Origin of the sequence: Paramuribaculum intestinale (assembly GCF_030759015.1) — a bacterium.
In the GTDB taxonomy this organism is placed as follows: domain Bacteria; phylum Bacteroidota; class Bacteroidia; order Bacteroidales; family Muribaculaceae; genus Paramuribaculum; species Paramuribaculum intestinale.
On the sequence record NZ_CP098825.1, the window covers coordinates 526,080 to 544,058 of the forward strand.

A 17,979-nucleotide genomic window follows, 5' to 3' on the forward strand; every position below is an offset into this window, starting at 1 on the left:
TATGGAAAAATTCTTCAAGCAGAGCGTAAAAGAGGCTCTTAACTTCTACGTCTATGCGCTCGTTGATCCGCGAGACAAAAAGATATTCTATGTCGGAAAAGGTTCGGGAGACCGAGTATTCCAACACGCAGAAGATTCTCTTAACGAAAATGATGAGAGTCTTAAACTCTCAACGATAAGAAATATTCACTCAGCCAATATGGAGGTGGAATACTATATTATTCGGCATAATCTTTCGGAGCATGAAGCTTATCTTGTCGAATCGACTATTATTGATTTGTTGACATACGAGGCTTTCAATCGGGAAAATATACTCACAAATTTAGTCAAAGGTCATCATCAGTGGAACGAGGGTATTAAAACTGAAGAAGAAATCAACATACTTTATGACTGTAAGAAGATAGAGCCAATTCCCGGCGATAAACTTCTCTTGGTGAGCCTTAACAAAACATATAAACAATCAAAAGCCAAGGGTATTTATCGTCGTGCTGATGATTACGAGAGCGCAAGAAAATATTGGAAATTGAGTGACGCAAAAGCTCACCAGGTTCAATATGTATTGGGCATATACAGAGGTATTGTACGAATTGTGATTAAGGTCAATACTTGTACTAAAACTTCTATTGGAGAGAACGGAGAGATATATAATCCTCCAAGATACATATTTGAAGGAGACATACAATCAGATTCTCCATATCTTAACAAGGATGTATCGGATTATCCTTTTGGAAGCGGAGGCGAGAAAACATATATTCCGCGTGATATGTCCTATTGGAGTTCCAAGAAAGAGCAATAAGTGAAAAGCGAGCTAGGACTCTAACGAAGTATTGCCAAGGCTCGCTGACCTACGCCGCGATGCGTGGATTATAATTCAATGTCGTTGAACAGATTGCCCTCTATACTCATCACACAGTCGAGTGGAATGAATTGCTTGTCATAGAGTATAATCAGACCATCTATTTCATCTATCTTCTTAATTTTTCCTTCTGCCTGGCAATAGCTTCCACCCTGCTTGAGTGTATCCGGTTGAAAATAGGTTATCCTGATTGTCGCTTCTTTCTCTATCGCATAGACAAGTCGGCGGGATAACTTGTCAAGTTCCTCCGCTGACAGCTCCGGTTTCTCGGAAGTGAGTCTGGCGGTTTCGGCTATGGCAGCATCATGTCCGGTCAAGGCTGCAAACGGTGCGAACTGGGCCGCACGGTTCTCCATAGACATGGGTGTCCGTGTTTTGCTCACATGGTGCGGAAGATTGATTATATCGTCATACCTACTCATGGTGTCCTCCTATCTGTTGGTTACGGTCGCGCTGCGTGGCTCCATCGGCATAGTTAAGCCCTTTGAGAATGGCATTCTTTCCAAACATCTTCTTGATTTTCAGGACTGCCTCCTGCCTGCGCCGCTCCTTGGCAAGTTCAGCTTCCTCCGCTTCCTGCTGTCGCTTCAACTCCTCATAATCCGTGAACAGATCGAGCTGCATGGCTTGTGGCCTTGATTTCACATCTTCCTCATGAATCAGGCGATTGATTGATAGTGTCAGGCGTCGCACAAGCAGGTCTGGATTGATTATCCTGTCGTATAACTCAGCGACTTTCTCAGTCAGTATCTTTCCGGATGATGTCGGGTGCTCGATGTTAATTGTGCCGTGGGCATGTACCGGAACCTGTCTGCCGTAATGGTCGGTCGTGATCTTGCCGTTATACTTTGCCCTAATCTCCAGTCTTGTCAATGATTCTATATCGTAGCCAACGGTCAGAACGAGCTGGTCAGTTACAAGACGTTTGTCAATAAGGTCGAGCGATACACTGTCAGCCATTTCGAGAACCACATTTCTCGCCTGTGCAGAAGTATATGCACAGGTCAACACCTGCCCGCTGCTGATACTCTTCGCTTCCGGACGATATGATTTCACATAGTCCATTGTGACCGGTTCCCAGCCCCAGGCATGGTCAATCAGAAGCTCTGCGTTCACTCCGAACAGTTTATACAGAAAATCCTCATGCTCGATTGAGCAACGGGCAATGTCGCCCATCGTCAGTATTCCGTATGGTGTGAGACGGTTGGCAATACCGCGTCCTACGCGCCAGAAATCCGTGAGCGGTGTATGCTCCCACAGCTGACGGCGATATGACATCTCATCAAGTTCTGCAATACGGACACCGTCTTTGTCAGGCGGCATCTTCTTGGCGACAATATCCATGGCAATCTTGCAGAGATACATATTCGTTCCGATACCTGCTGTTGCCGTTACACCGGTTTCAGCCAGCACCTCTCGAATCATCTTTATCGCCAGCTCGTGAGCGGTCATACCGTAAGTTTTGAGGTATGCCGTCACGTCCATTATCACCTCGTCAATGGAATAGACATGAATATCCTCCGGTGCGATATATCGGAGATAGACATTATATATCCGGGTACTATACTCAATGTAGTGAGCCATTCTCGGCGGGGCCACAAGATAATCTACTGCAATCTCCGGGTGTGAATACAATACTGCTTTAGAGTATGACTTTCCCTGCCGCCCACGTCGATAGTTTGCCTCCTTCACTTTCTGGACTACTTCAAAAAGGCGCGGACGGCCGCCTGTGCCATATTCTTTTAATGCTGGTGATACCGCAAGGCATATCGTCTTCTCTGTACGTGACGCATCTGCCACAACAAGACAGGTATCGAGCGGATCAAGTCCCCGCTCGACACACTCCACTGAGGCATAAAAGCTCTTCAGGTCAATAGCTATATACTGCCGTGGCTGCACGAATTACTTGTTATATTTTTCAATCTCCGCAACTGTCGAGACCGAGCTGTATTGTTTCGTACTCTTCATTGGTGGCAGAACACTCGGGACGGGGCGGGATGCGCTTGATGAATTTCGCAGGATTTCCGGCCACGATTGTATCAGCTTCCACATCCTTGGTTACAACACTGGCAGCTCCGACTACGGCATTGTCGCCGATGGTGACGCCGGGGAGGATTGTGGCGCCGGCTCCAATCCATGCGTTTTTCCCGATGTGAACGGGCTTGCAGGTTATAACCTGACGTTCATAGAGGTCATGATTGTTGGATATGAGCTGCACGTTGGCGGCTATTTGCGCCCCGTCGTCGATTGTTATGCCTCCGGCTGACATCATCAGGCATCCGGGCATTACCACAACGTTTCTGCCAATCTTGACCATGTAGGGTCTGACGGCTGTAAGTGGAGCTATGACTCTGCTGCCTTCTCCCATCGAGGGGAAAATACGGTGCATCAACTCATCATATTCGGTTGTCCCCGGCATGGTGTGATTGAAACTGAATATGAGTTGTGCATGTTCGTTGGCAAGAGCCAATTCTTCAGGAGTCTGCTTTGTTACGTCTATTCTGATTTCTTCCATGTTATTATACGTTCTTTCCCATTTCGTAAGCCTGCCGCATATAGGGAGTATCCAGGATTTCTCCTTTCTGATATACCCCCTTGCCGAATATAACACCCATTTCCTTTGACCCGGGGATGCAGTCGGCCATGCCTCGCATACAGGCAAGTGCAGTGTCCATTGTGTGTTCCTCATCTTCTGCTGCGGTCATTATGTAATAAAGTTCCTTGTCGCGGATCACTTCATACTTCGCCACCATGCGGTCGAACACCGCCTTCAGTTGTGCCGATACGGAATACATGTAGACAGGCGATGCGAAAACGAGAACGTCCGCATCAAGAATCTTCGGCATAAGCGCGTTCATGTCATCTTTCTTGCAGCAGACGCCGTCGTGCGAACTGCAATAGTAGCACGCAGAACAGTAGCCTATGTTGTGGGCAGATATGAAATACTTCTCTACTTCGTGGCCGGCTTCGGATGCTCCTTTGAGGAACTGGTCGCAGAGTGTGTCGGAGTTGCCTCCATGTCGGGGACTGCCCGACAGAATCAATACTTTTTTTGCCATAATTCAGTCTCTATGTTTCTTTGAATATTTCTCTTTGATTATTTCGTAGGCTTGGCGGACGCAGGAATATATCTCACTGTCGGGCATGTCCTCATTGAGATTCACCCTCAGCCAGAACTTCATCGCCTTGTTGACCGGTGTTGTCACTGCCGAATAATGCTCTGTAATCTTAGCGATCTCTTCATCGGTGGAACGGAACGACACCGATGTAAAGTCTTCCATGTCCACCATACAGAACATATGGTCAAGAACATAGAATACCAGCAGCGAGTCGTAGCGGCGCGCAAACTTCCCGAAGGGTGTTTTCTCCGTCACTCCGTCCATCGACAGGCAATAATCGCGAAATTGCTCGATGTTCACTGTCAGAGGAATAGTTCTGGCTCGCGGCGTTTTGAGTTCTGTGCGTAGAAAATTTTTCCGGCTGTGGCATACATGATACCCTTGAACTTACGGGCATGACTGCTGCATACTGCAATACAACGGCAGCAAGTGATACACTTTTCCTTGTCTGTTGCCAATGTCACAGGGTCGATGGCCCCGGTCGGACACTCGCGGGCACATACTCCACAGGTGCGGCAGACGCTTTCATCTGTCTGCGGTCGCAGCGGCACCGCACCGGGCTTCTTATAAGGACGATTCCCCTTGATTGTCGAGATATCCAGCTTGCCGGATTCCTTGGCTCTTTTGATAAAATCAGTGGCAACCGCCATGTCCGAAGCATCCGGTCTGCCATTGGCTACCTTCGGAAATATGCAATGCTGGGCGATGAACGCTCCGGCGGCCACTACCTCAAAACCGTCCTCCACGGCAATGTCAGCCAATTCGAGCAAGGCATAATCATAGTCGCGGTTGCCGTAAATGACGGCAACAATCGCCTTCATTCCATGTCCGTCAATCTGTCGGAACAGGTCTGCTGCCATAGGCGGGATGCGCCCTGCATATACCGGGGAAATCAGTAGTGCGGTATCTCCGTCGATAAGGTCACACTCCACTTCGCATGGCCCGTGAGTCAGGTCAATCAGTTGTGAGTCTCCGCCAAAGGCTTCTGTCATAGCCTTGGCGTATCTGCGTGTCGTGTCCGATGGACTAAAAAAAAATGTATGAAGCATATTGGTTAATTTCCTATTCTATTGTTTATAGCTTTGACCATTTCAGGAGCATCCTTGCAGCCGAGCATATATTTCTTTCCGTTTTTAAGCGTGACGAGGAAGCAGTCTGAGGCCTTGCCGTAATAGGCGAAATACTTTCCGAGGTCTTTCTCCGAGAACCAGCCATACCATCCGAACCATCCGCCGCTGCCACAGATTCGGATTGTGCCCATAGTCGGAGCGCACATTCTTACATCCGTGATTTCTGGCAACGGGATGGATTTGATTTTAAGCGGTCGGTTGATGTTCAGACTTTCCTTGTCCACCGAGATTGACAGTGGCATATAGCAAAGAGTGAAAAGGAACAGCACTACGATTGCAGCCCCCAATATCCATACGGCCAAACCATTGTCAGGACGTTTCAGGGCATATACAAATACACCACACATCAATGCAGTCGAAAGTGCTGAGATTATCCAGCAGTAAGAGCTGAGTTCCACTCGCTTTTTGATTGTCATGTGTCTCATGTTCAGTCAATTTTTCTTCCAAAATAGTAAGTATTCCACGTGTCCTTGGCGTAGCCGTCATGGAGTACATTGAAATTGTCAGGGGAAGCCCCTTCAATCTTTATCGAGTCGAAATACACGTTCCATCTATCCTTGGCGTAGCCGTCACGAAGCACCTTGAAACTGTCAGGGGAGGCTCCGTTGATTTTCTTTCCGTCAAAATATACATTCCATGTGTCTTTGGCATACCAATCGGATAGGATGTTAAAGCTATCGGAAGAAGCACCCTCGATCTTGCCACCGTCATAATAGACGTTCCATGTGTCTTTAGCGTAGCCAAAGCCCAATACCTTGAATGAGTTGCTTGAAGCCCCGTCAATTTTTGCGCCACAATAATAGACATTCCATGTGTCTTTGGCATAACCGTCGCGCAGTATGGAGAAACTCGAAGCCGAAGCTCCTTCAATCTCTCTGCCGTCAAAATAGACCTTGTTTTCACTGACGAAGTATGGCGAACGATGATGTCTACCACGATGCTCATAACCGGGCCTGCTTCCATGGCGTCTGTCGCACCGCTGCTGAGACGATGCGAATGAAGCCGACAGACCTATGACCATAGCTAATATAAAGAGTATCTTTTTCATTTTCTTTGAAATGTATAAGTTGTTCCGTTGGGGAGATATTCCCAAGTGGATTGAGTGAATGTAAGTATGGCGCGGTTGCCTTCAACGACTATTTCGCCGTAGATCGGATTTCCAGCGGCATCAGTGGCGGAAAATGTCAGGCCGTTATCAGATAGCACTCCTTCGCCGTCATCCATACTCGTAAGGCGGTTCAGTCCGATTTCCACCTTAATTCGGCCATTATATTTCTTACTGATTGTCAGCGTTGAGCCGTCGTTTCTGTCCTCGTATTCGCCAATAACTGTTTCCAGCATCATAAGCGACTGGAAAACTATTTCCGATATATCTGCAATTATATTCTCCGTCTCTGCCATGTCATAGCCGGAATCGGCGACAAACACTGCGATTGCATAACCTTGTTTGTTGGGAAGAAACACATATCCGGCATCGTTTACCCCGGTTATACGGCCTTGGCTGTTCATGCCGCCTGTGCCGGTCTTGTGGCCTACCATGGCATTGGTGGGCATGAGTGGAAGTGGAAGACGGTTATTCCCGGTATTGCAAGACATCATCATTGCTCCGAGAGCTTCGAGTATGCGTGAGTCATGGCGCATCTCCCGGCGGTAGAACTGGTCAAACAGCGAAGCCATCTGCAAAGGTGTGGCGCGGTTGGCATAACAGAGATATGGGTCACGGTACATCTCGTCCTCAGTGTTGAGAATGTGGATTTCATCATAACCTAAACACTTCATCAGACTGTCGGCGACCTGCGGTCCGCCGATAAGCCGGAACAACACATCGCAGGCATTGTTGTCGCTCTGCTGAACCGAATAAGCCAGTATCTCCGAGAGCGGAAGAGATATGTCTTTCCGGCCATATTTGTCGCGCATCGGACTCCAGGTATCGGGATTCAGGTCATCGGCTGAAATCCTGATTGTATCATTCAATGAAATATTATGTTTGTGGCAGTAGTCAGCCACTGCGAGTGCCTGGGGAAATTTGTAGACACTGAGCATAGGAAAATCACGCTTGCCGTTGACTGATACGGTGTCTTTGCCATTGATGATTACTGCCACACCAATCCGGGCGTCTTTGTCATGGACATAGGTTTTCAGAGATACTTCCATCTCAGGATAAAGGCTCTCCTGCCTGAACACATATTCATCATGGCCGGGAACATATGGGTCGAGCAAAACAGTCATCGATGAATCCTCTGCCGCGACCGGGATCGTCTTCCCAATGGTCCCGACAAATGAAAAATGCAGTGAGTCGCCGGGCTGCGCTTCTATCACAAAATTGCCCGAGTCATCGGTCATGAATGCATTCCCGTCCGAAGCCCGGTTTATAACGCCGCCCCACAAAGGAGAGCCGTCGGGACTGTAGAGCAACCTTCCACTGATTTTGACTCTATCATCGACATGACGAACGGATTGCGACTTGCAACCCATTGCAATCATAATCAATGATAAAAATATGGTTGAACATAAGAATTTATTCATAAGCAGTTGTTATTTAGCCGCTCCTTCAGCTTGGTGTTGCGTTTGGAGACGGTCTGGTTGTGAATGGCATATGCGAGGGCTTTGGTGGTGCCGACGAGCACGCAGATTTTCTTGGCGCGGGTTATGCCGGTGTAGATGAGATTGCGCTGGAGCATGACGAAGTGTTTCATCGTCACGGGTATCACCACCACCGGAAATTCCGAGCCTTGGCTCTTGTGGATGGTCACGGCGTAGGCCAGCGTCAGTTCATCGAGTTCCGACACGTCGTATTCAACGAGCCGCCCGTCATATATAACGGTCAAGGTGCGCTCCGTGGTATCCACGGCGTTGACATATCCGATGTCGCCGTTGAACACGTTCTTGTCATAGTTGTTGCGGATCTGCATCACCTTGTCGCCACGCCGGAATGTGTAGCCGCCGCGTGTCAGCGACTCCCCGGAGGGGTTGAGGGCGTTCTGAAGCTCCGTGTTCAGGTTGCCGGCCCCTACATTGCCGCGCTGCATCGGGGTCAATACCTGTATCTCCTTGGGATTGTAGCTGTAGGCGCGTGACAGTCGGTCGCGTACAAGACTGACTATGAGCTGAGGTATCGCCTCGGCATCCTCGGCTTTGATAAAGAAAAAATCTGTGTCCTTGCCGTTGCTGATGTTGGGGAAACGCCCGGCGTTGATGGCATGGGCGTTCATCACTATGCGGCTCGTCTGCGCCTGACGGAAGATGCGTGTGAGACGCACCACCGGGATACGTTGCGAGTCGATGATGTCGCGGAGCACGTTCCCGGCCCCGACACTCGGCAACTGGTCGATGTCGCCAACGAGTATCAGACACATATTCGCCGGAATCGCCTTCATCAGATTGTAGAAGAGCATGATGTCAATCATCGAGCATTCATCCACAATCAGCGCATCACCTTCCAACGGATTCTCGTCGTTGCGCTTGTAGCCGTCCATCGGATTGTATTCCAGCAGACGGTGGATTGTCTTCGCCTCCATTCCTGTCGCTTCGGTCATGCGCTTGGCGGCGCGACCGGTGGGAGCTGCCAGAAGTATCTGCATCCCCCGTGATTTGAAAGCGGCGATTATGCCTTGCGTTGTGGTGGTCTTACCTGTTCCGGGACCTCCGGTCAGCACCATGACCTTTGATTCCAACGCCTGTTTTATTGCTGCTTGCTGAACCTCGTCATAGACAATCCCATTGTTAGACTGATTGCCGTATGGCACGGCTTCCTCGGCAGCCATATCGGAGAAAAGTGACTCCGAGAGAAGAGACGTGAGTCGTTTTGCCGAACCGTTCTCTGCATGATAGAACGGCGGCAGGTACAGTACATCATTGTCGGCGATAAGGTCTTTCGCCTCAATCATGTCGGCGATGGCTTTCCGTATCGGCTCCTCGTCGGCTTGGAGCAGTTCCTTGGCGGCGGTGACAAGTTGCTCCGGCTCCGCATAGACGTGTCCCTCCTCCGCAAGCCGGTTGAGCGTGTAGATAATACCGCTCCGGCATCGGCGAGGGTCGTTGTTCTCATATCCCATCTTCGATGCTATACCGTCTGCGGTTTTGAAACCGATTCCCCAGATGTCATCGGCAAGTTTGTAAGGATTCTCCTTGACTGTCTTGATTGCGTCCTTCTGATACTGTCGATATATCTTGGCGGCATATGCTGTGCTGACACCATAGCCCTGAAGGAACACCATCACCTCCTTGATGTCTTTCTGCTTCTCCCAGCTTTCGCGTATCTTCTCCATACGTTTCCTGCCGAGGCGAGGCACCTCAAGCAGACGCTCGATGTCGTTCTCGATAACTTCGAGGATCTCCAGTCCGAAGCGCGACACGATGGCGCGGGCGTATGCCGGACCGATACCCTTGATCAGTCCGCTTCCGAGATACTTCTCGATACCGTAGATGGTAGCCGGCATGACCTCCTCCCAAGACTCCACAACATACTGCTGTCCGTAGCGAGCATCCACCTTCCACTGCCCTTCGCAGAGCAACACGCTCCCGACGGGTACATCCAACAGTGAGCCTGTCAAAGTCACGAGATCCTTATAATCCTTGACCTTGACCTTCATCACCGACCATCCGTTCTCCGGATTCTGGTAGGTGATATGCTCAACCACTCCGCGCAGCTTCGTCATCAAATCTCCTTATCGTTCAGTTCTTCGGACTTACTCTGAAACCAGCGATAGCATTGCCAAATACCAAACGCCATGAACATTGCCCATGTCACGACTTTCCACCTGTTGAATGAGCAGCCGTTGAGGAAATATATGACCGCAGTCATAATTACCCCATACGCCAGCAACATTCCAATTCCTTTCCAAATAATTCTGCTCTTGTCGATCATAGCATTTTAACTATGTGATAATGTTTTAAGATATTGAGTTTTCCCATATCGGAATCAAGTTATTGGAGAATTTGTGTTTCTTCTTAAACACAATTCCCAGTAAGTAACGAGCTCTAGTTATTCCAACATATAACTTGTTTCGTGTTATCTCAGCCAACGTCGTATTACGGCTGTTGAATAGGAATTTAGATTGTTCGTCTGTTGGATAAAGAAGTATTACATCAGATTCAGTTCCCTTTGAATCTCCCATAGTCATACATTTCCCTATGACTATTGATTTTTCTGCCCGATTGAATACAAGATTCATCGGCTTGAATTTATCTGTAAAAAGTTCAATATCATCTTCCGCTACCGCAAATACGCCTTTTAAGCCGACATACTTATCACGTCGCTCCATACATTCAAGACAAGTGCAAGTTTCGGTTGAAGGTAAGTCTTGAAATAACGAAGATGCTAATTCACATATTGATTCGATGCATCTATGTGATCTAGACAAGGAGCGACTATCTATATCTACGTATTTCTTAGAAACTGTTTAAATTTGATTCAATAAAATTTTTATGGCAGCCAAATCAATCATTTCTTCAGCGACCTCTGTTGATTCTTCATAATTGCGTGAAAGGCGACGGAACCAATCAAGCCATGAGAAAGTTCTCTCGACTACCCATCTGAGAGGTTTCGGTATGAATCCCTTAGTCCCGTTTGGAGTATTGGAAACCTCAAGGCTGATTGCAAAATCTTTTTCAATATCTTTAGCAATCTCCCCCCGGTAACCACGGTCAACAAGAACCTTTTCAAGCCGTTCCCACTCTCTGTCTGCTGCATTACACAATGGGTGAGCCTGATGGGAATCATGAACCGATGCACTGCATACTGTCCGGGCAAGAATAAAGCCATTGCGGTCAACCACGATGTTACGTTTGATGCCCTTGACCTTCTTGTTTGCGTCAAATCCATTGTCACTCTTACGGTTGCCCCATTTAACGCTCTGGGCATCCAATGCTCCCACAGAGGGACTTTCTGATTGATTTCGTTTCTTCCTCACCTTTCGTACAAGTTTGTTGAGCAAATGTTCGATTCTACCTTCTTTGGACCACTTTCGGAAGTAATAGTACACCAATTGCCACTTGGGATAATCGTGCGGAAGCATCCTCCACTGACATCCTGTGACCAGTAGGTATAATACCGCTTCGAATAGGCTCCGTAGTGAATTTTTACGTTTGCGACAATCATTTTCGAAGAATACTTCGTTTATATAAGACCATTGACCCTCGGTCAAAAGTGTCTGATAGAGATTGATTCTATGCATATGAACAATGTTTTTCTCCTTCAACACTTTGGCTGAGGGTTTGTTATGCCCTATAACATTTTTTCAATTCTAATTTTAAACAGTTTCTTAGTTCTTGTATTTACTTTCTCCGATAAATAGAGGTCAATTTTACCCTCATATTTTTTTCCACCGAATTTCGTTGTGCTATAGATATGTTGTCTTGGATCTGTTGCAAATAGCACACTTCCAGGGTAAAGTCGAGTAATTAGTTTTATAATCTCATGATCACTGCCACTGAAGTCTTGCGACTCGTCAAAACACAATATATCAGCAGATTCGTATAACCTTCGTACAATGGAGTCTTCATTCCCTCTTGTACATAAAAATGCAAATTCCGCTACCAAGTCCTTATGGATTCTCCAACCCGAAGTAAAGAATTTTCCCTTTATATCATTATGCTTATACTTGGAAAACGTACTGCCTGATTTCGTTTGATAAGTACGGCTATAATCAGAGTCAAATGTCAATGAGACGTGAATTGTGTTTAATTCCTGCAAAACATCTGCTTTATACGGCAATATAAAATATCTAAAAAGGAATTGATACCAGCCCATTATCTTTATTCGGGTCGGAATAAAACCAAATCTTTTGCGAATTTTTTCACAAATAGTCAACTGATTTGTTGTTGTAAAGGTAACAAAGATTACAGGAGCATTTTGAAAATGTTCCCATATCTCATTGACAAGATATGTCGTTTTGCCTGATCCTGCAGCAGCGATTAAACATCTTTTATTTGCCATCAATCCATTCAAAAGCATCTTTGATATATTGCGGTACTTCAAACTGCTTAGAACCCTGTATAAGCCTATATGCCCATTCCGTTTTATTATTAGACATAAAGTCAATCAAGGTATCAGTCGTTTCGTTGCTGTTCCTCTTCTTCCTCACCGTAGAGCTTAAATCATGTAGTTTATCCTTATTGGCTGCTACGAATGACGGTTCAATTGTACGATTATTATCATCCAAGAATATTCGGATATTCTCTACTGGAGAATTCGCAAAATATAGCTTTTCATAATAGTCTCGGGACTTGTCATCTCTATCTCGAACAATTGCAACCTTAATTTTTAAGTCCTTAGATAATTCTACAAAATGGCCAAACGAAACACCGCCCACAGCCATTAACTCAATACCATTATGGTACATATCCCGGTTAGTTTGTTTCATATAATAATTACAAACTATCTCATCCGTTGGACCTTCTACCAATATAACCGCCTTACATAAGATAAGACGAAGAGTTGCAAAATCTGTCGCCTTGAAGAAGAAATTATACTCCTTATCTTTCAAATCCTTTTGAAGATTCTTTGAATATACTGTCCCATCCTCACCTTTACTAAGCACGACAAGATTATCGAGTTCCATTCGATTGGCAACAAAACTACTATGGGTAGAAATGATTATTTGACTCTGCACTTTCTCTTCTAACAATTTCATAAGATTGTACATCATTGTATGAGAAAGATGAGTTTCAGGCTCTTCAACTATTAAAATTCTCGGCTTCCCGCTATCATCATCTCCAAGCGAAAGAAGCGTTTTTACGATGCATTGTTCACCCAAGCCGGCAAATTCAAAAGGTATACCATCTACCATCGGTGATAGTACAGAAGAATAGGAGTTCTTTGATACTAAGTCAATTGATACGCCTAACTCTTTTTTTATTTTGCCAGCACGTTGAGATAGTTCTTCATTGATACATTTTACTTTGTCATTCTTCTCAAAGGAATCCCTCATGCCAGCCAGACAACTTAACAGTTTTGGTCTGAAATCATCCGTATCATCCTCCAATAGGCGAGACATGAATTGTCTCGGTCGACTATTAAAGAATGTGTTTGCAGAATCGATGATAAACAATTTGAATGGGAGTAATTTTGTTTTTGCGGGTTGCCCACTAAACCAAAACCTTGTTGTATGGTAATATTCGCATGGAACATAATCATGCGTAGTATGGCTGTACAGATCTTCATACGCTTCATCGAATTCATATGTAAATCTGATTCCTGGATGTTCTTCAATCAGCAAGTTGCTCTTTCCTCTGAAATCCGGTCCTTTAACTATATCTGAGAAATAGACTTCAATTTCAATCTTTGGTAAGTTGGAAATAGCTCTGTCTGTAACGGACCAACAGGATTTATGAAAAGAGAAAAGAGTTAATTCAACACTATTTTCGCCACTTAAAGCCAATCTTAATGCTTCGATTATGGTTGACTTCCCAACACCATTATTGCCTACCAATATAGTGCGAATGTCATTGAACTCCATGTCCAACGACTTTATGCCTTTAAAATTTTTAATAATAATACGCTTCAACATAATTTCATTGTCGTTATGCTTTAAAACTGATTATAATGGCACTATTATTGTAATCGAAAGCCCAAAATATGTGCTCGCACTCATAATTCGATTAAGACATATCCATCATGCGCAGATAAGCCGTACTCAAATTCCATTTCTCTAACAAAGCCCTCGTCTGTGCTATTATCGAAACTTTGCTATCGAAATTTTTTGTCTTAGCTATGACGTTTAGGAACTGGGCGTAGTCCCATATCTGATTGTTCATATTTGAAACAATGCTCTCAGTGTAGCAGCGGCGGTTTATAGAATTGCGCCCACCTATACGGTTGGTCGGATAGTTCTGAACAAGCTGACCTTCCTTAGTAATCTTCGTGCTTACAATGGCAGGGCAGTCAACCTGATCGATCCAGGATTTGCCATAGGAATTGTAGGCGGAGAAATACTTTATACCACAACCATGAGGGATGAATGTAATTTCCTCATAGTATCCATAGCCACGACATTTTCTACTGTCTGCCAAGCTAGATTCCTCTTTGAATAACAGCTCCATAACTATATTACATTTTTGTTATAGCGATTAAATAGAGCTGGATTTTGGTTCTTTGGTATCAAGATATTCCTTGAACTCGTTGCCAGTATAGGATTTTCGCAGTGTCCATTCAATAGCCTGCGACTCAGGCACCTCAAATGATATTCTGGCGGTACGAGCCCGATACCCATTGACACCGGAAGAATAGAATCGGAACGATTTCATCGAACCGGGGTCTATTGAAGATGCCGCCGTACCGTCATCTTCACCCACAATTTCATCACCACGATAATAGGTAATCTTATACTTTACATTCTTAACTGTAAACGGCAGTGTGTTCTTAATTGTACAATCGCCATTGGGAGTTCCGTAGTCGGCCTCCCATGACCATGAGACGCGTTCAATGCCGAGATTTAACGCCATCACATTGCGAAGGCACTCAGTATAGAAACACCTTTGGATATCCTCATATTTATTACCCAATTCCACATCTTTGCTATATTTCGTTACCGCTCCTATTTCGTATGGATAAGTTCCAAACTCTTCAGGCAGCGTTATAAGTCCTTTGGAATCAGAAATAATCAGCTTTCCATCTTCGTCCTTTACCCAGCAGGAAAACTTACTCTGAACAAAATGGCTATGCTCGTCATAGTGTCCACTCTTGCAGTCTACCAAAATATAGTCTCCATCTTCTTTTGCTGATATTTCATCAATATCACCCATGGTAGGAAATAAATTGAAGAAAGACGCAGATGATGGATAGATTCTTTTAATAGCAATGCTGTCGCCGTTGCTTAGTGCTTTGGAGAAATCGCGCACGATTTCCTGCGCCTTGTCCGTCTTTGAAGTACAAGACGATACAAGGAGCAGGAATGCTATGAATAAGGGACTAAGAAGTCTCATGTTCTCTGGGATTATTTTCTACGTTTGAGAACGAAGTTGACGACTTCTGTGCGAGTGTTCGGCTGGAGACCGGTTACATACTCCGAGTTGCCGAAGTTGGGATGTACTGTGCTTTCTTCCGTGAACGAAGAAACAAGTTCCCAACCTTCTTCTCCGAGTTTGTTGAGCTGTCCCGAAGGGTCGGAGAACTGCATTCCTCCGAACTTGCCGTTGGAGCCTTCTGTTCCGGCTACTTTTACGACTTTGTACTCCCACTTGCCATTCTGCTGACAGGAAGTCACCGATAATGCAGCGGCTGCAAGAGCCATACTAATAAGAAACTTCTTCATATTAATGTTATTAAGGTTGTTTTCTTTGAAACTGAGATTATCCTGAAACAATGATAGTTCACCAGTGTTAACATGGCAGTCGATATCAACCTCAGTATCATGCACCGGTTCACCGTTGTATATGTCAAACGTTGTAATCACCCATAATTCGTTAGCGATTGAAACCTTCCGGTCGAGACCTCGGTTTGATTTACGTAAGCGCGACGGCTGTACCACAACTACCTAATCTTCCCGAAAGCGTTCATATGCTTCCAACGTTAAAGAATATCTTGGCTTTCCTCTATTGTCAAACTTTTGAAATTCAATAAATCCAGCAGCTTCCAGACGTTTGATAAATTCAATAAATTTTGCCGTTTCCTTTGGATTTTCAGTTTCTATCTGTACTGGACCAAATCGAAACATATGATGCCCTCCTATAAATGCTACTTGGGAGCAATAGTCAATCGATGAATTGCACCACTGCTGAATAATTTCTATTTCCTCTTCAGAAAATAATACCGTTTTTTCCCCCTTGCTATTACTGACATTTTCAGCAACCAAGGGTTGAAATTCGTTTTGAACGAAGAGATTTAATTTTTGAGAAAACTTTTTTTCAAAATCCGATAGGTCTTGAAATGTTTCGTACAAACCTTCAATGGTATTCTTATATTCTTGAAGTTTAGAAACTTGTTCCATTCCTGCAATATCGAGGTCAATCTGCTTACTAAAAAAGATCATAACCTCTTTCCCCGCTTTTCTAACTTCTGCGATTTCTTCGGCGGTTCCACTGGGATGATTCTTTGTAGGAGTTCCGAATTTTGACCCAAAGATCGCAACCAAAGCATCGCATTTATCTACTAACTGTGAGTTAATAACGCCCTGTGCAGAATTTACCTTAAGAGAAGGATAAGAAGAAGACGACCAGTGATGAGGAACCAATACAATTCCTTTGTCTTCAGAATGATGGACATTCCAAAGGTTGATTACTTCAATTGACTTACGAGCAATATCAATGACATCAGAAGGCGAACCTACCATTATATTAAAAATATGTCCTGTTCTCATATCAAATGTGTTACGTTGATTTTCTTATACTTGTTTCCCATGCCGAGGGCGAAAGCCATCTGGTCTTTGATGATTAGTTCTCCCTTTTGTAGTCCGGCAATGGCGGTGCGGATGTCGTGTAGTTCCTGACCGCTTACGCCGAAAAGATCTTTGATTACCTTATCGTCGATTGTCTGTTGCTTCATAATCAAGGGATACTGTGCGTTGGCGTAGAAGTCGAAGCCCTTGTTTTTGAAATCTGCCATATTCTGAGTGGCGAGAATGATAGACAATCCCTTGTTGCGGCCCACCGCAATAAGGTTGCGGAGCGGACGGTTGTCAAAACTAAGCATATAGTGAGCCTCGTCGATTATCGAGAAGTGGCGAATCTGCACAACATCGTCATTGACAGCCTGTTTGTCGAGCTGTTCATAGATATTGTTGAGTTTCGACATCAGGAAGTACACGATAGCTTTGGCAATCGGGCCATCCTTGGGGTAGCCGTCCATCTTGACGATGAAGCTCTCACCCACAAGGTCGGCACGGTCTTCTGTGTCGAAGATGTTGGCCCTCACAAGCTGCTTCAATATAGAAGAAATGCTGTCATCCTTGTCCGGGTCTTTCATCCGTGCCTGATAATTCTTCAACATAAGGTCGAATGTGATCGGCTGGCCGTTTGTTGAATTATAGGCATCCACAATAGCCTCGCTCAAACGGTTGCTCATATTGGAGCTTGCTGTAACTCTGTCGAGAGAGCTGAGTGCCGAAGCCATCTCTGTGGAGTAGAGATTAATCTCGTTCTGCGGTCTTCCGGTGAAGTTCTTGAACGGAGTAAACGGAAGGGGGCGTTCAATAGGGTCAAGTATGCAGGAACGGTCTACATCGAACAGCGACAGCCAGTGATTGTTCTGAATGTCACTGAACTCTCCCTTATAGTCGAACAAAAGGAAGTTGACAGGATAGCTACTCTCTGCGGATATGGACCGAATCTGTTGCATAAGTACGGCAAGCAGATTGGTCTTACCTGACCCCGTAGCTCCGGCTATGATGATTTGCGCATTGGTGATGGCTCGACTATTGATGTCAAGAGTGGCTTCCATCTCGGCATCGCCATAATTGCCGACAAGGAGGTTGAGAACCGGAATGTCTTTGGCGAGTGCTGCGCGTCCGCCGGTTGAGAAGAAATAGTTCTCAAGATTATTGTCTGCCATAAGTGTGTCGCGCCCACGATACATCTCAGCACCGATTATTCGTGATAACACATTATTGTTCGACAGGTCAAGCGACGTATCATTATAGCGTAGCTTAATCAGAGCTGAATAAAGCGGTGCCAGTTCCTGATGGGTAAAGAAGCTCGCCTGAAAGCGACTTCCTTTTTGTAGCTTTATGGCTTCCACCGTCTTTACATCGCGCTTTCCGGGTGTGGACAGTCCGACAAGCAGGCAGATGCGCATCAGTTTGTTGTTAAGTATCGAATAACGACGCTCATTACCAGCGGAACGAGAAAGATTGATAAGACTCTCTATCTTATCCTTTAGCGGAGCAAACTCCGTGTTGAAGTTCTCCGGAAAGTATATATCTCCAAAAAGCAATGGCAT

At 45.4% G+C, this 17,979-nt stretch carries 21 protein-coding genes; 1 reads left to right on the forward strand and 20 read right to left on the reverse strand.

Annotated features, from left to right (window positions below):
- Position 1: 1 nt before the first annotated feature.
- Positions 2-796 (forward strand): GIY-YIG nuclease family protein, encoded by a 795-nt coding sequence (locus NF347_RS02240; RefSeq protein WP_107036356.1) that lies wholly within the window; start codon positions 2-4, stop codon positions 794-796.
- A gap of 68 nt (positions 797-864) precedes the next feature.
- Here the strand turns inward: NF347_RS02240 and NF347_RS02245 are convergent, their stop codons facing one another.
- From NF347_RS02245 to NF347_RS02340, 20 genes are all read right to left on the reverse strand, one after another.
- The gene (locus NF347_RS02245; protein ID WP_304471909.1) at positions 865-1,212 is read right to left on the reverse strand and encodes a YolD-like family protein; all 348 of its coding nucleotides are present in this window, start codon (positions 1,210-1,212) and stop codon (positions 865-867) included.
- A 58-nt stretch (positions 1,213-1,270) separates the two neighbouring features.
- The gene (locus tag NF347_RS02250) at positions 1,271-2,755 is read right to left on the reverse strand and encodes a Y-family DNA polymerase (protein WP_107036358.1); all 1,485 of its coding nucleotides are present in this window, start codon (positions 2,753-2,755) and stop codon (positions 1,271-1,273) included.
- A gap of 19 nt (positions 2,756-2,774) precedes the next feature.
- Positions 2,775-3,371 (reverse strand): acyltransferase, encoded by a 597-nt coding sequence (locus tag NF347_RS02255; RefSeq protein ID WP_107036359.1) that lies wholly within the window; start codon positions 3,369-3,371, stop codon positions 2,775-2,777.
- A gap of 4 nt (positions 3,372-3,375) precedes the next feature.
- Positions 3,376-3,915 carry a flavodoxin family protein gene (locus tag NF347_RS02260; protein ID WP_107036360.1) on the reverse strand — a complete coding sequence of 180 codons (540 nt, stop codon included), beginning with the start codon at positions 3,913-3,915 and terminating at the stop codon, positions 3,376-3,378.
- Positions 3,916-3,918: 3 nt separating this feature from the next.
- Positions 3,919-4,275, reverse strand: a complete 357-nt coding sequence (locus tag NF347_RS02265; RefSeq protein WP_107036361.1) for an MmcQ/YjbR family DNA-binding protein — start codon at positions 4,273-4,275, stop codon at positions 3,919-3,921.
- 2 nt (positions 4,276-4,277) lie between these two features.
- Positions 4,278-5,024, reverse strand: a complete 747-nt coding sequence (locus tag NF347_RS02270; protein WP_107036362.1) for a 4Fe-4S binding protein — start codon at positions 5,022-5,024, stop codon at positions 4,278-4,280.
- 5 nt (positions 5,025-5,029) lie between these two features.
- On the reverse strand, positions 5,030-5,521 hold the full coding sequence (locus tag NF347_RS02275) for a PH domain-containing protein (RefSeq protein ID WP_161553811.1): 492 nt from the start codon (positions 5,519-5,521) through the stop codon (positions 5,030-5,032).
- Positions 5,522-5,532: 11 nt separating this feature from the next.
- On the reverse strand, positions 5,533-6,153 hold the full coding sequence (locus NF347_RS02280; protein ID WP_107036364.1) for a DKNYY domain-containing protein: 621 nt from the start codon (positions 6,151-6,153) through the stop codon (positions 5,533-5,535).
- Positions 6,150-7,448 (reverse strand): class A beta-lactamase, encoded by a 1,299-nt coding sequence (bla, locus tag NF347_RS02285; RefSeq protein WP_161953421.1) that lies wholly within the window; start codon positions 7,446-7,448, stop codon positions 6,150-6,152. Before bla ends, NF347_RS02280 begins: the two co-directional genes overlap by 4 nt.
- Before the next feature lie 179 nt (positions 7,449-7,627).
- Positions 7,628-9,763 (reverse strand): SF1B family DNA helicase RecD2, encoded by a 2,136-nt coding sequence (gene recD2, locus NF347_RS02290; RefSeq protein WP_107681546.1) that lies wholly within the window; start codon positions 9,761-9,763, stop codon positions 7,628-7,630.
- Positions 9,763-9,972: a hypothetical protein gene (locus NF347_RS02295; RefSeq protein WP_107036367.1), complete on the reverse strand. Its 210-nt coding sequence runs from the start codon at positions 9,970-9,972 to the stop codon at positions 9,763-9,765. The genes recD2 and NF347_RS02295 overlap by 1 nt, the downstream gene beginning before the upstream one ends.
- A gap of 25 nt (positions 9,973-9,997) precedes the next feature.
- Positions 9,998-10,369 carry a hypothetical protein gene (locus NF347_RS02300; protein ID WP_107681547.1) on the reverse strand — a complete coding sequence of 124 codons (372 nt, stop codon included), beginning with the start codon at positions 10,367-10,369 and terminating at the stop codon, positions 9,998-10,000.
- 138 nt (positions 10,370-10,507) lie between these two features.
- Positions 10,508-11,281: an IS5 family transposase gene (locus NF347_RS02305; protein ID WP_107035088.1), complete on the reverse strand. Its 774-nt coding sequence runs from the start codon at positions 11,279-11,281 to the stop codon at positions 10,508-10,510.
- Positions 11,282-11,331: 50 nt separating this feature from the next.
- Positions 11,332-12,042, reverse strand: a complete 711-nt coding sequence (locus tag NF347_RS02310; protein WP_306254316.1) for an AAA family ATPase — start codon at positions 12,040-12,042, stop codon at positions 11,332-11,334.
- Positions 12,032-13,615: an ATP-dependent nuclease gene (locus tag NF347_RS02315; protein ID WP_107036369.1), complete on the reverse strand. Its 1,584-nt coding sequence runs from the start codon at positions 13,613-13,615 to the stop codon at positions 12,032-12,034. Before NF347_RS02315 ends, NF347_RS02310 begins: the two co-directional genes overlap by 11 nt.
- Before the next feature lie 91 nt (positions 13,616-13,706).
- A complete protein-coding gene (locus tag NF347_RS02320; protein ID WP_107036370.1) occupies positions 13,707-14,147 on the reverse strand; it encodes a hypothetical protein in 441 nt (146 codons plus the stop codon).
- 27 nt (positions 14,148-14,174) lie between these two features.
- On the reverse strand, positions 14,175-15,029 hold the full coding sequence (locus NF347_RS02325; RefSeq protein WP_107036371.1) for a hypothetical protein: 855 nt from the start codon (positions 15,027-15,029) through the stop codon (positions 14,175-14,177).
- 11 nt (positions 15,030-15,040) lie between these two features.
- The gene (locus NF347_RS02330) at positions 15,041-15,358 is read right to left on the reverse strand and encodes a DUF4177 domain-containing protein (protein ID WP_133165490.1); all 318 of its coding nucleotides are present in this window, start codon (positions 15,356-15,358) and stop codon (positions 15,041-15,043) included.
- A 222-nt stretch (positions 15,359-15,580) separates the two neighbouring features.
- Positions 15,581-16,402 carry a hypothetical protein gene (locus NF347_RS02335; RefSeq protein WP_107036373.1) on the reverse strand — a complete coding sequence of 274 codons (822 nt, stop codon included), beginning with the start codon at positions 16,400-16,402 and terminating at the stop codon, positions 15,581-15,583.
- Entirely contained in the window at positions 16,399-17,979 is a 1,581-nt protein-coding gene (locus NF347_RS02340; protein WP_107036374.1) for an ATP-binding protein, read from the reverse strand. The genes NF347_RS02335 and NF347_RS02340 overlap by 4 nt, the downstream gene beginning before the upstream one ends.

Bases quoted from the DNA above. Each gene is read 5' to 3' on its own strand.
- NF347_RS02270 (WP_107036362.1), bottom strand. From the start codon at position 5,024: ATGCTTCATACATTTTTTTTTAGTCCATCGGACACGACACGCAGATAC.
- NF347_RS02305 (WP_107035088.1), bottom strand. From the start codon at position 11,281: ATGCATAGAATCAATCTCTATCAGACACTTTTGACCGAGGGTCAATGG.
- NF347_RS02240 (WP_107036356.1), top strand. From the start codon at position 2: ATGGAAAAATTCTTCAAGCAGAGCGTAAAAGAGGCTCTTAACTTCTAC.
- NF347_RS02260 (WP_107036360.1), bottom strand. From the start codon at position 3,915: ATGGCAAAAAAAGTATTGATTCTGTCGGGCAGTCCCCGACATGGAGGC.
- NF347_RS02315 (WP_107036369.1), bottom strand. From the start codon at position 13,615: ATGTTGAAGCGTATTATTATTAAAAATTTTAAAGGCATAAAGTCGTTG.
- NF347_RS02310 (WP_306254316.1), bottom strand. From the start codon at position 12,042: ATGGCAAATAAAAGATGTTTAATCGCTGCTGCAGGATCAGGCAAAACG.
- bla (WP_161953421.1), bottom strand. From the start codon at position 7,448: ATGACCGATGACTCGGGCAATTTTGTGATAGAAGCGCAGCCCGGCGAC.
- recD2 (WP_107681546.1), bottom strand. From the start codon at position 9,763: ATGACGAAGCTGCGCGGAGTGGTTGAGCATATCACCTACCAGAATCCG.
- NF347_RS02275 (WP_161553811.1), bottom strand. From the start codon at position 5,521: ATGACAATCAAAAAGCGAGTGGAACTCAGCTCTTACTGCTGGATAATC.
- NF347_RS02300 (WP_107681547.1), bottom strand. From the start codon at position 10,369: ATGGAGCGACGTGATAAGTATGTCGGCTTAAAAGGCGTATTTGCGGTA.
- NF347_RS02330 (WP_133165490.1), bottom strand. From the start codon at position 15,358: ATGAAGAAGTTTCTTATTAGTATGGCTCTTGCAGCCGCTGCATTATCG.
- NF347_RS02245 (WP_304471909.1), bottom strand. From the start codon at position 1,212: ATGGAGAACCGTGCGGCCCAGTTCGCACCGTTTGCAGCCTTGACCGGA.
- NF347_RS02335 (WP_107036373.1), bottom strand. From the start codon at position 16,402: ATGAGAACAGGACATATTTTTAATATAATGGTAGGTTCGCCTTCTGAT.
- NF347_RS02320 (WP_107036370.1), bottom strand. From the start codon at position 14,147: ATGGAGCTGTTATTCAAAGAGGAATCTAGCTTGGCAGACAGTAGAAAA.
- NF347_RS02325 (WP_107036371.1), bottom strand. From the start codon at position 15,029: ATGAGACTTCTTAGTCCCTTATTCATAGCATTCCTGCTCCTTGTATCG.
- NF347_RS02295 (WP_107036367.1), bottom strand. From the start codon at position 9,972: ATGATCGACAAGAGCAGAATTATTTGGAAAGGAATTGGAATGTTGCTG.
- NF347_RS02280 (WP_107036364.1), bottom strand. From the start codon at position 6,153: ATGAAAAAGATACTCTTTATATTAGCTATGGTCATAGGTCTGTCGGCT.
- NF347_RS02340 (WP_107036374.1), bottom strand. From the start codon at position 17,979: ATGCCATTGCTTTTTGGAGATATATACTTTCCGGAGAACTTCAACACG.
- NF347_RS02255 (WP_107036359.1), bottom strand. From the start codon at position 3,371: ATGGAAGAAATCAGAATAGACGTAACAAAGCAGACTCCTGAAGAATTG.